This is a genomic window from Streptococcus sp. k-90 (assembly GCF_013277565.1).
GTDB lineage: Bacteria > Bacillota > Bacilli > Lactobacillales > Streptococcaceae > Streptococcus.
Window position 1 is genome coordinate 60,573 of the sequence record NZ_VMNE01000016.1, and the last position, 12,708, is coordinate 73,280.

General features: G+C 40.4%; 16 protein-coding genes, 1 tRNA gene and 3 pseudogenes. 8 read left to right on the top strand and 12 right to left on the bottom strand.

Annotation, left to right across the window (positions count from 1 at the left end; all coding sequences use genetic code 11):
* The first annotated feature begins 12 nt into the window (after window positions 1–12).
* Entirely contained in the window at window positions 13–1,296 is a 1,284-nt protein-coding gene (locus tag HT734_RS05650) for a solute carrier family 23 protein (protein WP_061759759.1), read from the top strand.
* Window positions 1,297–1,390: 94 nt separating this feature from the next.
* Here the strand turns inward: HT734_RS05650 and ffh are convergent, their stop codons facing one another.
* From ffh to HT734_RS05665, 3 genes are all read right to left on the bottom strand, one after another.
* Window positions 1,391–2,962 carry a signal recognition particle protein gene (gene ffh, locus HT734_RS05655; RefSeq protein WP_173278527.1) on the bottom strand — a complete coding sequence of 524 codons (1,572 nt, stop codon included), beginning with the start codon at window positions 2,960–2,962 and terminating at the stop codon, window positions 1,391–1,393.
* A gap of 11 nt (window positions 2,963–2,973) precedes the next feature.
* Window positions 2,974–3,306, bottom strand: a complete 333-nt coding sequence (locus tag HT734_RS05660; RefSeq protein ID WP_000402066.1) for a putative DNA-binding protein — start codon at window positions 3,304–3,306, stop codon at window positions 2,974–2,976.
* Between the two features lie 90 nt (window positions 3,307–3,396).
* The gene (locus HT734_RS05665) at window positions 3,397–3,774 is read right to left on the bottom strand and encodes a DUF1934 domain-containing protein (RefSeq protein ID WP_101776652.1); all 378 of its coding nucleotides are present in this window, start codon (window positions 3,772–3,774) and stop codon (window positions 3,397–3,399) included.
* Between the two features lie 71 nt (window positions 3,775–3,845).
* Between HT734_RS05665 and HT734_RS05670 the strand changes: the two genes are divergently transcribed.
* Together HT734_RS05670 and yidA are read left to right on the top strand one after the other, a co-directional pair.
* The gene (locus HT734_RS05670; protein ID WP_173278525.1) at window positions 3,846–5,150 is read left to right on the top strand and encodes an HD domain-containing protein; all 1,305 of its coding nucleotides are present in this window, start codon (window positions 3,846–3,848) and stop codon (window positions 5,148–5,150) included.
* A 12-nt stretch (window positions 5,151–5,162) separates the two neighbouring features.
* Window positions 5,163–5,969, top strand: coding sequence for a sugar-phosphatase (gene yidA, locus HT734_RS05675; RefSeq protein ID WP_173278523.1), 807 nt, complete (start codon window positions 5,163–5,165; stop codon window positions 5,967–5,969).
* Window positions 5,970–6,023: 54 nt separating this feature from the next.
* On the opposite strand, the gene HT734_RS05680 is transcribed toward yidA, so the two are convergent.
* The 6 genes from HT734_RS05680 to HT734_RS05705 all read right to left on the bottom strand — a co-directional run bounded on the left by HT734_RS05680 (window position 6,024) and on the right by HT734_RS05705 (window position 8,122).
* Window positions 6,024–6,095, bottom strand: a tRNA-Arg gene (locus HT734_RS05680).
* A 41-nt stretch (window positions 6,096–6,136) separates the two neighbouring features.
* The gene (rplS, locus tag HT734_RS05685) at window positions 6,137–6,484 is read right to left on the bottom strand and encodes a 50S ribosomal protein L19 (RefSeq protein WP_001068669.1); all 348 of its coding nucleotides are present in this window, start codon (window positions 6,482–6,484) and stop codon (window positions 6,137–6,139) included.
* Between the two features lie 118 nt (window positions 6,485–6,602).
* A complete protein-coding gene (gene crcB / locus HT734_RS05690) occupies window positions 6,603–6,932 on the bottom strand; it encodes a fluoride efflux transporter CrcB (RefSeq protein WP_173278521.1) in 330 nt (109 codons plus the stop codon).
* A complete protein-coding gene (gene crcB / locus HT734_RS05695; RefSeq protein WP_173278519.1) occupies window positions 6,926–7,300 on the bottom strand; it encodes a fluoride efflux transporter CrcB in 375 nt (124 codons plus the stop codon). The genes crcB (HT734_RS05690) and crcB (HT734_RS05695) overlap by 7 nt, the downstream gene beginning before the upstream one ends.
* A complete protein-coding gene (locus tag HT734_RS05700) occupies window positions 7,297–7,563 on the bottom strand; it encodes a chorismate mutase (RefSeq protein WP_173278517.1) in 267 nt (88 codons plus the stop codon). The genes crcB (HT734_RS05695) and HT734_RS05700 overlap by 4 nt, the downstream gene beginning before the upstream one ends.
* Window positions 7,564–7,678: 115 nt before the next feature.
* Window positions 7,679–8,122: a flavodoxin gene (locus HT734_RS05705; protein WP_001162128.1), complete on the bottom strand. Its 444-nt coding sequence runs from the start codon at window positions 8,120–8,122 to the stop codon at window positions 7,679–7,681.
* Between the two features lie 103 nt (window positions 8,123–8,225).
* Here HT734_RS05705 and HT734_RS05710 point away from each other — a divergent pair, with 103 nt between their 5' ends.
* The 4 genes and pseudogenes from HT734_RS05710 to HT734_RS09460 all read left to right on the top strand — a co-directional run.
* A complete protein-coding gene (locus HT734_RS05710) occupies window positions 8,226–9,161 on the top strand; it encodes a bifunctional oligoribonuclease/PAP phosphatase NrnA (RefSeq protein WP_173278515.1) in 936 nt (311 codons plus the stop codon).
* Window positions 9,162–9,256: 95 nt separating this feature from the next.
* Window positions 9,257–9,499 (top strand): type B 50S ribosomal protein L31, encoded by a 243-nt coding sequence (locus HT734_RS05715; protein WP_000710764.1) that lies wholly within the window; start codon window positions 9,257–9,259, stop codon window positions 9,497–9,499.
* Between the two features lie 193 nt (window positions 9,500–9,692).
* Window positions 9,693–9,992: a YbaB/EbfC family nucleoid-associated protein gene (locus tag HT734_RS05720; RefSeq protein ID WP_173278513.1), complete on the top strand. Its 300-nt coding sequence runs from the start codon at window positions 9,693–9,695 to the stop codon at window positions 9,990–9,992.
* 396 nt (window positions 9,993–10,388) lie between these two features.
* Window positions 10,389–10,800 (top strand): annotated as a pseudogene (locus HT734_RS09460) (hypothetical protein); the annotation flags it as partial.
* Here HT734_RS09460 and gla read toward each other — a convergent pair.
* Together gla and HT734_RS09465 are read right to left on the bottom strand one after the other, a co-directional pair.
* The gene (gla, locus tag HT734_RS05725) at window positions 10,791–11,696 is read right to left on the bottom strand and encodes an aquaglyceroporin Gla (protein WP_173278511.1); all 906 of its coding nucleotides are present in this window, start codon (window positions 11,694–11,696) and stop codon (window positions 10,791–10,793) included. The pseudogene HT734_RS09460 and the gene gla sit on opposite strands and share 10 nt — an antisense overlap.
* 138 nt (window positions 11,697–11,834) lie before the next feature.
* A pseudogene (locus HT734_RS09465) lies at window positions 11,835–12,160 on the bottom strand (IS5/IS1182 family transposase); the annotation flags it as partial.
* 46 nt (window positions 12,161–12,206) lie between these two features.
* On the opposite strand from HT734_RS09465, the pseudogene HT734_RS05730 reads away from it, so the two are divergent.
* Window positions 12,207–12,323, top strand: a pseudogene (locus tag HT734_RS05730) (IS630 transposase-related protein); the annotation flags it as partial.
* 152 nt (window positions 12,324–12,475) lie between these two features.
* Here HT734_RS05730 and HT734_RS05735 read toward each other — a convergent pair.
* Window positions 12,476–12,708, bottom strand: a 233-nt coding sequence (locus HT734_RS05735) for an IS3 family transposase (RefSeq protein WP_173308482.1), incomplete at its 5' end; no start/stop codon positions are given.

Sequence of the window (12,708 nt, forward strand, 5' to 3'; positions counted from 1 at the left end):
AGTGAGGTTTATATGAAACAAGAATCAACTGTTGATTTGTTACTAGACGTTGACCAACGTCCTTCAGCTGGCAAAGGAATTCTCCTTAGTTTCCAACACGTTTTCGCCATGTTCGGTGCGACCATCTTGGTACCATTGATTTTGGGAATGCCTGTATCTGTTGCCCTTTTTGCTTCAGGTGTTGGAACACTCATCTACATGATTTCAACTGGTTTTAAAGTTCCAGTTTATCTAGGTTCTTCATTTGCCTTTATCACAGCTATGTCGCTAGCTATGAAGGAACTAGGAGGGGATGTATCAGCTGCACAAACAGGGGTTATCCTTACAGGTTTTATCTATGTCCTTGTGGCTGCAAGTGTTCGTTTTGCGGGTACAAAATGGATTGATAAACTCTTACCACCAATCATCATCGGACCTATGATCATCGTTATCGGTCTTGGACTTGCAGGTTCAGCTGTTACCAATGCGGGGCTTGTAGCTGATGGAAATTGGAAAAATGCTCTTGTAGCAGTTGTTACTTTCTTGATTGCTGCATTTATCAATACAAAAGGAAAAGGCTTCCTACGAATCATTCCATTCCTCTTTGCCATCATCGGTGGTTACCTCTTCGCGCTAACTCTTGGCTTAGTTGACTTTACACCAGTTCTTAAAGCTAACTGGTTTGAAATTCCTGGTTTCTACTTGCCATTTAGCACAAGTGGTGCCTTTAAAGAATACAATCTTTACTTTGGTCCAGAAACCATCGCTATCTTGCCAATCGCGATCGTAACCATTTCTGAACATATCGGAGACCATACTGTTTTAGGTCAAATATGTGGCCGTCAATTCTTGAAAGAACCAGGTCTTCATCGTACTCTTCTTGGTGACGGTATTGCAACTTCTGTTTCTGCCTTCCTTGGTGGACCAGCCAATACAACTTATGGAGAAAATACAGGAGTTATCGGTATGACTCGTATCGCTTCTGTCTCAGTTATCCGTAACGCTGCCTTTATCGCAATTGCCCTTAGCTTCCTTGGTAAATTCACTGCCTTGATTTCAACTATTCCAAACGCTGTACTTGGTGGTATGTCAATCCTTCTCTATGGGGTTATCGCCAGCAACGGTTTGAAAGTCTTGATCAAAGAACGTGTTGATTTCGCTCAAATGCGTAACCTAATCATCGCAAGTGCTATGTTGGTCCTTGGACTTGGAGGAGCTATCCTTAAACTTGGTCCAGTTACACTTTCAGGTACTGCCCTATCAGCCATGACAGGAATCATCTTGAACTTGATCTTGCCATACGAAAATAAAGACTAAGAGTTTAAACATATCAAAAAACGAGCATTTCCAATTACGGAAGTGCTCATTTTTCTTCTTTCTAAAAAAGGAAAGCCCTTCGCCTTCCTTTGTATTACTTACGTTTCTTCTTCGCTTTTTTCATTTTATTCGCCATGCGTTTCATGGACTGTTTCATGGCAAATTCACCGATTTTACCTTTGAGTCCGCCACCAAACATCTGGCTCATATCTGGCATTCCTGCTCCTCCGAGAGCTGACAGGTCAGGCATACCGCCTTGTCCCATCATTCCTTCAAGGGCAGACATATCCATTCCTCCCATATTTGGCATATTTTTAGGAAGGTTGTTTGGATTGATTACCATCTGCTTCATCATCTTGTTCATATCACCAGACATAACACCCTGCATGAGTTGTTTAGCTTGGTTAAAGTCTTTGATGAATTTATTGACTTCGACAAATGTATTTCCAGAACCAGCTGCGATACGACGGCGACGGCTAGGATTTAACAAATCTGGATTTTCACGTTCTTCAGGTGTCATGGAAGATACAATAGCACGTTTGCGAGCAATCTGGCGCTCATCCACTTTCATGTTTTGAAGGGCTGGATTGTTGGCCATACCTGGAATCATCTTGAGCAAGTCTTCCATTGGCCCCATGTTTTGCACCTGATCCAACTGATCAATGAAATCATTAAAATCAAAGGTGTTTTCACGCATCTTCTCAGCCATTTCAAGGGCTTTTTGCTCATCGTATTCCTGAGAAGCTTTCTCAATTAAGGTCAGCATATCCCCCATGCCAAGGATACGGCTAGACATACGGTCTGGGTGGAAGATTTCAATGTCCGTAATCTTTTCACCCGTACCAGTGAACTTGATTGGTTTTCCAGTAATGTGACGAACAGATAGAGCCGCACCACCACGAGTATCCCCATCAATCTTGGTAAGAATAACACCAGTCACTTCCAGCTGAGCATTAAACTCACGCGCAACATTTGCCGCTTCTTGACCAATCATGGCATCAATGACGAGCAAAATTTCATTTGGTTGAGCCAAGGCTTTCACGTCACGAAGCTCATTCATGAGGAGCTCATCAATCTGCAAACGACCTGCCGTATCAATCAAGACATAGTCATTATGATTGGCTTGGGCTTGTTCCAAACCTTGACGTACAATCTCAACAGCTGGTACTTCTGTTCCAAGTGCAAAGACAGGCACATCAATCTGTTGCCCCAGTGTCTTCAGCTGATCAATGGCAGCTGGACGGTAAATATCCGCCGCAATCATCAAGGGACGAGCATTTTCTTCCTTCTTGAGTTTATTGGCCAATTTACCTGCAAAAGTTGTTTTACCAGCCCCCTGCAAACCGACCATCATGATAATCGTAGGAATCTTAGGTGACTTGATAATCTCTGCTGTATCAGAACCTAAAACAGCTGTCAATTCCTCATCTACAATTTTAATAATCTGTTGCGCTGGGTTAAGGGTATCAATGACCTCATGTCCGACTGCACGCTCACGAACTTTCTTAATAAAGTCCTTTACAACAGGCAAGGCAACGTCAGCTTCGAGCAAGGCCAAGCGAATTTCTTTGGTTGCCTCTTGAACATCAGACTCTGAGATTTTTCCTTTTTTACGTAGATTTTTAAAGACGTTCTGCAAACGTTCTGTTAAACTTTCAAATGCCATGTTTCTTCCTCTTATTCTCTATTATCAATGCTTGTTAAAATTTCTATCTGCTCCTGCAGAAAGTCATCCTTGGGATAGCGCTCCAAAATCTGATCAAAAATCTGACTGCGGACAATGTAGTCCGAGTACATGTGCAATTTCATCTCATAATCTTCCAGAATCTTTTCTGTCCGCTTGATATTATCATAGACAGCCTGACGACTGACGCCGAACTCTTCAGCAATCTCAGCGAGGCTGTAATCATCAGCGTAGTAGAGCTCTATATAATTCATTTGCTTATCTGTCAAAAGCGCTGCATAAAATTCAAAGAGCGCATTCATACGATTGGTTTTTTCGATTTCCATAACTTTTATTATACCAAAAATTAGCCTAATCTACCACACTAGCAAGCTAATCCGAGAAGATAGCCAGGTAAATTTGAAAAAGACATGAGCCTAGCCCCAAGTAATTTCCAATTGATAGCTGGCAAAGGGATGTCCCTCTTGATTTTGTAGTTGATAATCTAGTTCAATCTTTTGCCCATCAACTTGATAATGGCTCGTTTGGATGATAAACTCCTGCATGCCCATTGGTGTAGGAATATAGGCCAAACTATCACTATCCTTTAGGAAGCGCATAATGGTCTTGGGATTGGAAAAACGACTCATCACTAGTTCTTGATCATGAAATTTAATCACTACTTTTTCCTTTTCCTCATTGTAAAAAAGCAGATAGCTATAATCTCCCTTTTCATGCACTTCAACGTCATAAAGCTGGTCAATCACTTCCAACTGCTCATCAAACTGAATCCTATTTCGCATCCGAATCTTCACATCAAGTCCTCTTTCTTCTCTCTTGTTCTACTATTTTACCAAAAACTCTAGCTTTTTGCTATAATGGTCATATGAACGAAAAAGTATTCCGTGACCCAGTTCACAACTACATCCATGTCAATAATCAAATCATCTATGACTTGATTAATACAAAAGAATTTCAACGTTTGCGCCGTATCAAGCAACTAGGAACTTCCAGTTATACCTTCCACGGTGGGGAACACAGCCGCTTCTCCCATTGTCTAGGAGTGTATGAGATTGCACGACGTATCACGGAGATTTTTGAAGAAAAATATCCTGAGGAATGGAATCCTGCCGAGTCTCTCTTGACCATGACCGCTGCTCTCCTACATGACCTTGGACATGGTGCCTATTCCCATACTTTTGAACATCTCTTTGATACAGACCATGAAGCCATTACTCAGGAAATTATCCAAAGTCCTGAGACAGAGATTCACCAAGTCCTGCTACAAGTGGCGCCAGATTTCCCAGAAAAGGTAGCCAGTGTCATCGACCACACCTATCCTAATAAGCAGGTCGTGCAACTCATTTCCAGTCAGATCGATGCGGATCGCATGGACTATCTCTTGCGCGACTCCTATTTTACAGGAGCTTCATACGGAGAATTTGACCTGACTCGCATCCTCCGAGTCATTCGTCCTATCGAAAATGGAATCGCCTTTCAGCGTAATGGCATGCATGCCATCGAAGACTATGTCCTCAGTCGTTACCAGATGTACATGCAGGTCTATTTCCATCCAGCAACACGCGCCATGGAAGTTCTCCTGCAGAATCTTCTCAAACGCGCCAAGGAACTCTACCCTGAGGACAAAGATTTCTTTGCACGAACTTCTCCACACCTCCTGACTTTCTTTGAAAAAAATGTGACCTTGTCTGACTATCTGTCTCTGGATGATGGTGTGATGAATACCTACTTCCAGCTCTGGATGACCAGTCCTGACAAGATTCTCGCAGACTTATCGCAACGCTTTGTCAACCGCAAGGTCTTTAAATCCATTACCTTTTCACAAGAAGACCAAGACCAACTCGCCAGCATGAGAAAATTGGTTGAGGATATCGGTTTTGATCCCGACTACTACACAGCCATTCATAAGAACTTTGACCTTCCTTATGATATCTATCGTCCCGAATCTGAAAATCCGCGGACACAGATTGAGATTTTACAAAAAAATGGAGAACTGGCAGAACTCTCTAGCCTGTCTCCCATCGTCCAATCCCTTGCTGGTAGTCGCCACGGAGATAATCGTTTCTACTTTCCGAAAGAAATGTTGGATCAAAACAGCATCTTCGCAAGTATTACCCAGCAATTTTTACACTTGATTGAGAACGATCATTTTACCCCAAATAAAAACTAGAAGAGGAAATTTATGAGTATTAAACTAATTGCCGTCGATATTGACGGAACCCTAGTCAACAGCCAAAAGGAAATCACTCCTGAAGTCTTTTCTGCCATCCAAGATGCCAAAGAAGCTGGTGTCAAAGTCGTGATTGCAACTGGCCGCCCTATCGCAGGTGTTGCCAAACTTCTAGACGACTTGCAGTTGAGAGACCAAGGTGACTATGTCGTGACCTTCAACGGTGCCCTTGTCCAAGAAACTGCTACTGGCCATGAGATTATCAGCGAATCCTTGACCTATGAGGATTATCTAGATATGGAATTTCTCAGTCGCAAGCTCGGTGTCCACATGCACGCCATTACTAAGGATGGTATCTACACTGCCAATCGCAATATCGGAAAATACACAGTGCACGAATCAACGCTCGTCAGCATGCCCATCTTCTACCGCACCCCTGAAGAAATGGCTGACAAGGAAATTGTCAAATGTATGTTTATCGATGAACCAGAAATTCTCGATGCTGCGATTGAAAAAATTCCAGCCGAATTTTACGAACGCTACTCCATCAACAAATCGGCTCCTTTCTATCTCGAACTCCTTAAAAAGAATGTGGATAAGGGTTCAGCTATTACTCACCTAGCTGAAAAACTTGGATTGACCAAAGATGAAACCATGGCTATCGGGGACGAAGAAAATGACCGTGCCATGCTAGAAGTCGTTGGCAACCCCGTTGTCATGGAAAATGGAAATCCAGAAATCAAAAAAATCGCCAAATACATCACTAAATCTAACGATGAATCCGGCGTAGCCCATGCCATCCGTACATGGGTACTGTAAAAGTGAAGAATATACGAAAACCGCTCAGCAGAGCGGTTTTTGATGTATAATTACTGCCCCCTGCAGGAATCGAACCTGCAACTACTCCTTAGGAGGGAGTTGTTATATCCATTGAACTAAGGGAGCTAGATAAAAACTCTGCTGAAAAGCAGAGTTTTTTAGTCGAATTAACGACGGATTTCTTTGATACGAGCTGCTTTACCTTGAAGAGCACGCAAGTAGTACAATTTCGCACGACGTACTTTACCGTAACGAACAACTTCGATTTTTTCAACACGTGGAGTGTGGATTGGGAAGATACGCTCAACACCTACACCGTTAGAGATTTTACGAACTGTGTAGTTTTCTGAGATGCCAGCACCTTTACGTGCGATAACAACACCTTCAAAAATCTGGATACGTTCACGGTTACCTTCGACAACTTTCGCGTGTACACGAACAGTGTCACCAGGACGGAATGATGGGATATCTGTACGAAGTTGACCTTCAGTCAAGCTTTGGATTAATGGATTCATTTTATTCTCCTATCTTTGTCAATCTTGAGGAACCTTCCTCAGCGGATAAACTGTATTTTTGTGCGTCCATTACACACAAGATACAGTTTACCAAATTTCCACAAAAAAGTAAAGAAATTTATAGCAGAATTCCTAAAAAAATCGCAACCAAACCACCTAGGTAGGTCAAAGCTAAATAAGAATAAAATACCTTCTTATCACTTAGCAACCTTTGGAGTTCGTCATTCAAGGTCGAAAAAGTCGTTAAACCGCCACAAAATCCTGTTGCTAAAATAGCATAGACTTCCTTAGACTCCACATGATTGTAGAATAATCCAATCAAAAAACACCCTAAAAGATTGGCTATAAGCGTTCCGAGGGGCAATTTAGATGCTTGATTATAGCGGGAAAAGAAATAGCGCACTATGGCTCCGCAGCCACAAGCAATTGCAAGATAGACGATTACCATTTCTTCCTCCCTAAATAGTAAGCTAAAAGCAGTCCTCCACCGATGCTCAAAAGCAAATACAGGACTAAACTAAGATAACGCCCTGTATCAAGTAATTTTACAGCATCAAGCATGAGACTGGAAAAGGTTGTCAAACCTCCACAAAAACCTGTACCCAGTGCTAAAATAACACCTTTACTTGTCCCCTTATAGACTAGATATCCCTTGACAAGGTAAATCAAGCAGAAAATGCCTAGATAGTTAACAAGAAGGGTGCCCCAAGGAAAGTCAGGACTGGCTGGTAACCAAGTGGAAACTAGGTAGCGAACCAATCCGCCCACCATGGCAGCTAGAAAAATTCCTAGCGGATAAAATTGTTCTTTTTTCATTTGATATTTTGATCCTGATAATCACGCGAACGTTTGAGTATGTCCGAAAATGTTGCGACAATAGTCTCCTGATAGCGCTTGTCCTCTACACGATTTCTGACCTTTTCAAAAATAACTGCTTCTCTCTTGGTATCTAAAATCGGTTTCCCTGAAGCCTTCTTATAAGCGACAACCCCTTCAACTAAATGCATTCTTTCTTCTAACAGTTTGACAATTTGGTCGTCGATTTGATTAATCTCTTGCCGAATACTATCTAAATCCATACAGTCTCCTCCTTTATTTGAATTATTGTATCAAAAAGCCACCAAATAGGCTAGTAAAATCCCAAGTCACGATAAGAAAAATGCACTGATTGATTGCATCAGCGCACGTTTATGCTTATCCTACTTTAGCAGCCAATTCTTCTGCGAATTGTTCCAAGCGTTCAATGTCTTCTTCCTCAGCAGAAAGATCAACTTTAACACACTCTGAACCTTTTTCTGCTCCTGTTGACACAAAAACACGGTCAAAGTCATCAACAGCCTTACAGAATTCATCATAGAAGGTATCACCTGAACCGACCACTCCGTAGATTTTACCATTCAAGTTGAGATCTGCTAGATCTTCGTAGAAGTCCATCATCTCATCTGGCAATTCACCGTCACCATAAGTGTAGGTCGCAACGATAGCGATGTCTGCTTCCAAGAAGTCTGAGGCGTCAACAGTTGTACATTCATCAACATCGACATCCAAGCCCAAGTCACGTAATTTGTCTGCTACAATATCTGCAATTTCTTCGGTATTACCGGTCATACTGGCAAATACAATTTTTGCTAATGCCATATCGTCCTCCTCAATTTATCTTTCTCCATTATATCACATCTTTTTCATTTTAAAAATAAAAATTCTTGTGCTACAATGAAATGAGAAAGAATTGAGGTTATTTATGGAAATTTGCCATCAAATTTTAGAAAAAATTAAAGAATACGACACGATTATCATTCACCGTCATATGAAACCAGACCCTGATGCATTGGGAAGTCAGGTGGGATTGAAAGCTCTTCTCAACCATCATTTCCCAGAAAAAACCATCAAAGCCGTTGGTTTTAATGAACCAACTCTTACTTGGATGGCTGAAATGGATCTTGTTGAAGATAGTGCCTACCAAGGCGCCCTTGTCATCGTCTGTGATACGGCGAATACTGCTCGTATCGATGATAAGCGCTATAGCCAAGGTGACTTTCTCATTAAAATTGACCACCATCCAAATGATGATGTATACGGTGACCTATCTTGGGTGGATACTAGTTCAAGTAGCGCTAGTGAGATGATTACCCTATTTGCCCAAACAAATCAACTGGCCTTGTCAGATCGCGCTGCTGAGTTGCTCTTTGCAGGTATTGTTGGTGATACAGGTCGCTTCCTTTATCCTTCTACGACTGCACGCACTCTCCGCCTTGCTGCTTATTTGAGAGAACATAACTTTGACTTTGCGGCTCTCACTCGCAAAATGGACACTATGAGCTACAAAATTGCTAAACTTCAAGGCTACATCTATGACCATCTGGAAGTGGATGAAAATGGTGCTGCTCGCATTATCCTGAGTCAGGAAATCTTAAAACGATTCAATGTCACCGATGCTGAGACTGCTGCTATTGTGGGAGCTCCTGGTCGGATTGACAGCGTCAGTCTCTGGGGAATTTTTGTGGAACAGGTTGATGGCCACTACCGTGTTCGCTTACGTAGTAAAATCCATCCTATCAATGAAATTGCCAAAGAACATGATGGAGGAGGCCACCCTCTAGCAAGTGGTGCCAATTCCTATAGCCTAGAGGAAAACGAAATCATCTACCAAAAGTTAAAAAACTTGCTTAAAAACTGATAAAACACTTGCCAAACTTTTCAGAATCTGATAGACTAGTATGGTAACAATCTATGGCTCGCAAAGAGACCATGGCAGAAAGGAAATATTGCAAAATGAAAAAAGATATCCATCCAGAATATCGCCCAGTTGTCTTCATGGACACAACTACTGGTTACCAATTCCTTAGCGGTTCAACAAAACGCTCTAACGAAACAGTTGAGTTCGAAGGCGAAACTTACCCATTGATCCGTGTGGAAATTTCATCAGACTCACACCCATTCTACACTGGACGTCAAAAGTTCACTCAAGCAGATGGACGCGTGGATCGTTTCAACAAAAAATACGGTCTCAAATAATGATAAAAAGACAGCTTCGGCTGTTCTTTTTTTGTTTCTTGAAATTAACTGCTGTTTTCATATTCCAGACTCATACTCTTCGAAAATCTCTTCGGTAATTTAATGTTAGTAGATTCATACTAACAATAGACATTTAAACCCAAAATTGATAAAATAGGAAAGAAAATAAGATAAAAGGAAACTGTAAATCACCATGATGAACATGCAAAATATGATGCGTCAAGCACAAAAACTTCAAAAACAAATGGAAGAAAGTCAAGCTGAACTTGCTGCTATGCAATTTGTTGGCAAATCTGCTCAAGACCTTGTTCAAGCTACCTTAACTGGAGATAAGAAAGTTGTCAGTATTGACTTCAATCCAGCCGTCGTTGACCCGGAAGACCTTGAAACTCTTTCTGATATGACTGTTCAAGCCATCAACTCTGCTCTTGAACAAATCGATGAAACGACTAAGAAAAAATTAGGTGCTTTCGCAGGGAAATTGCCATTCTGATAAAAAAGGCTCTATAATATTTATAGTGGGTAAATCCCTTATAGATATTATGGAGCCTATTTTGATGTAGAAAAAAGTTCCATAAAATCTATAGTGAAAAGCGACCAAGCCATCATTAGAAAGAATCCTATGGAACAATTACATTTTATCACAACTGCTTGATATTGAAAACTTTTTTCTCATACTAAGCCCTAGACGCTAAAATCATTCTTAATCTTTTTTACCATTTGTTATTATACTCCTAAATTCCGGCTAAAACAGTCCACCAGACTGTTCTACTTCAATACTTAAGGCGAATTGTAAATCATGCCAAACCATGAAGCAATTTAATCAAAGATTTCATTAGTACATGGTCATCAACCCCTACTAACAGCATAGTAGTGAACTATTGTATCGCCGACTTTTCGTATGTGCTTAACTACTAAAGAGATTATAGAGACACTCTTGAGTTGCTAATAAGAATTAAAGCACCACTATAATCTCTTACATTTTTACTTCTATAGTAAAGTTTTGCGTACTCATTGAGAAGAATCTAGATCTAGCTAATCCTCGCTTTCAGGCTTTTTTTAGAATCTTTCTAAAGAAAGCATCTACTCCCTTCAATTACCTTATTCCAACGTAAAATTAGGAGAGAATAATAATCTTATCCAATGCAATACCTTTGATTTTCGAAACTTTGACAACTTCAAAAAACAGACTTTCACAATTCGCAATATCAAAAAAAGAAAGGACAAAATTTGCCCTTTCTAGATCTTATCTTTGCTTCAATCCATTACAATGGATAAAGAACTCAATTTCTTATAGGTAAAGGAATTTGAAAACAGCTACTGCTGCAATTGCTGCTGCGATAGGTGCTACTACTGGTACCCAAGAATACCACCATTTTGAATCACCTTTGTGCTCACCAAGAACTGATTTTGGAAGGAAAGCATGAAGGAGACGTGGACCAAAGTCACGGGCTGGGTTCAAGGCAGGTCCTGTAGGTCCACCAAGTGATGTTACCAAGGCCATAACGAGGAAACCAAGTGCCAAATGAGCAATTCCAAGACCTGATGTCATAAATGGCGCTACTTGTTCTTTAGCTTGTTCAAGTGCTGCTGTTACTTGTTCTTGAGGAATTGTTTGACCTTGAGTAGTTGCTTGAGCAACTTGAGAATTGATAGCCGCTTGCGCTTTTGACACTAGTTCAGCACCAAAGAAGTGTTTAGTTAAACCAAGCGCTGCAAAGAAAAGGACAAATGAACCAACAAACTCGTTTACAAAACCATTAACAGTTGCTGCAAAGCGTGATTCTTTTGAACCATTATCCAAACTTGAAATTGTTGAGAAAGTACCCAAGATGTTGTTTGGATTTTCAGTTTTCAAGTAGTATGGGCGGTGTGTTGCCACAACCAAGGCTTGGCCAAAAATAGCACCCAAAACTTGTGCGACGATATAAGGCGCAACTTGTGCCCAAGGGAATAGACCGCTGACTGCAAGTCCAAGAGTGAAGGCTGGGTTGATGTGGTTTCCAGATACGTTACCAAACATCAAGGCAGGAATCATAACCCCCATACCGTAACCAACAGCGATAACGATCCAGCCACTTTGGTGACCTTTCGTACCTTTAAGTTCAACGTTGGCAACTGCACCATTTCCAAGAATGATCAAAAGAGCAGTGGCCAAAAATTCAGTGGCATATTTAATTGCCCATGTGAAATCCATTTGATAGATTCTCCTTAAAATTTTTTAGACAATCATTATTCTATCAATTTTTACATCTTTTAGCAACTACTTTCCTGAAAGATTATGACAGAAAACGATTCCAAATCTTATAAACTAATCTTTGTTTTCAAGATATTACCAATTCATTAGATTATCTATGCTAGTCTGATTCTTTTAAGTCAATTCCTTCTAATATATAGTATAGGGAATAAGATATGTCCTTCGCCATTCACCAATAATACAGACATAGTTTTATTCGCTACCATAACCTGTATTCTCCACTCTATATTGGAATCAGTCTAAAGTTTGAACTGTCTGGAGGAGATCTTCAGAGTGTGAGTGTCTGTTAGATTTGGAAAGATATCAAAATAAAGGACATACTTGCCATTAGTAGCCTCTTGAACATTATATCCAAGCTTGAGCTGACTATTTTACATATTGTCTTACTTGATCATCAAAAAAGTATAGTAAAATGAACTAAAAAAGTACGCAAATTTGCATAACCTTCTTATGATATATTCATTAGGTTTTCGTAAAAAAGTTCTCGCCTATTGTGAGCGAACAGGAAGTCTAGCAGAAGAATCACACGTTTTCCAAATCTTACGCAATACCATTTATGGCGGGTTATAGCTAGAAAGAGCAAAAAAAGTATCACCATGTTGCGATACTTTTTTCGAGACTCTTTTGTCTTTGTCTATTTCAATCTACTATACATCAAAAATCAAAATAGTATAGAAAAACGCTATTTCTGTACTGATCCCAAAAAGTTGGACAAATAATTATTGAAAGGATTTAGTTCTGTATTGGACAGGACTAAGTCCTTTTAGTTTTACCTTAATTCGTTTGTTGTTGTAGTAATCGATATAGTCTATAATGGCTTGTTCCAATTGATTAAGTGATTTAAAGTTTTTCTCATGGCCATAAAACATTTCGGATTTTAAAATGCCAAAGAAAGATTCCATCATACCGTTGTCTGGGCTGTTGCCCTTACATGACATGGATGCTTGAATTC

Excerpts from the sequence above, each read along its gene's own strand:
- HT734_RS05650 (WP_061759759.1), top strand. The coding sequence starts at position 13 with ATGAAACAAGAATCAACTGTTGATTTGTTACTAGACGTTGACCAACGT.
- ffh (WP_173278527.1), bottom strand. The coding sequence starts at position 2,962 with ATGGCATTTGAAAGTTTAACAGAACGTTTGCAGAACGTCTTTAAAAAT.
- HT734_RS05660 (WP_000402066.1), bottom strand. The coding sequence starts at position 3,306 with ATGGAAATCGAAAAAACCAATCGTATGAATGCGCTCTTTGAATTTTAT.
- HT734_RS05670 (WP_173278525.1), top strand. The coding sequence starts at position 3,846 with ATGAACGAAAAAGTATTCCGTGACCCAGTTCACAACTACATCCATGTC.
- yidA (WP_173278523.1), top strand. The coding sequence starts at position 5,163 with ATGAGTATTAAACTAATTGCCGTCGATATTGACGGAACCCTAGTCAAC.
- rplS (WP_001068669.1), bottom strand. The coding sequence starts at position 6,484 with ATGAATCCATTAATCCAAAGCTTGACTGAAGGTCAACTTCGTACAGAT.
- crcB (WP_173278521.1), bottom strand. The coding sequence starts at position 6,932 with ATGGTAATCGTCTATCTTGCAATTGCTTGTGGCTGCGGAGCCATAGTG.
- crcB (WP_173278519.1), bottom strand. The coding sequence starts at position 7,300 with ATGAAAAAAGAACAATTTTATCCGCTAGGAATTTTTCTAGCTGCCATG.
- HT734_RS05700 (WP_173278517.1), bottom strand. The coding sequence starts at position 7,563 with ATGGATTTAGATAGTATTCGGCAAGAGATTAATCAAATCGACGACCAA.
- HT734_RS05705 (WP_001162128.1), bottom strand. The coding sequence starts at position 8,122 with ATGGCATTAGCAAAAATTGTATTTGCCAGTATGACCGGTAATACCGAA.
- HT734_RS05710 (WP_173278515.1), top strand. The coding sequence starts at position 8,226 with ATGGAAATTTGCCATCAAATTTTAGAAAAAATTAAAGAATACGACACG.
- HT734_RS05715 (WP_000710764.1), top strand. The coding sequence starts at position 9,257 with ATGAAAAAAGATATCCATCCAGAATATCGCCCAGTTGTCTTCATGGAC.
- HT734_RS05720 (WP_173278513.1), top strand. The coding sequence starts at position 9,693 with ATGATGAACATGCAAAATATGATGCGTCAAGCACAAAAACTTCAAAAA.
- gla (WP_173278511.1), bottom strand. The coding sequence starts at position 11,696 with ATGGATTTCACATGGGCAATTAAATATGCCACTGAATTTTTGGCCACT.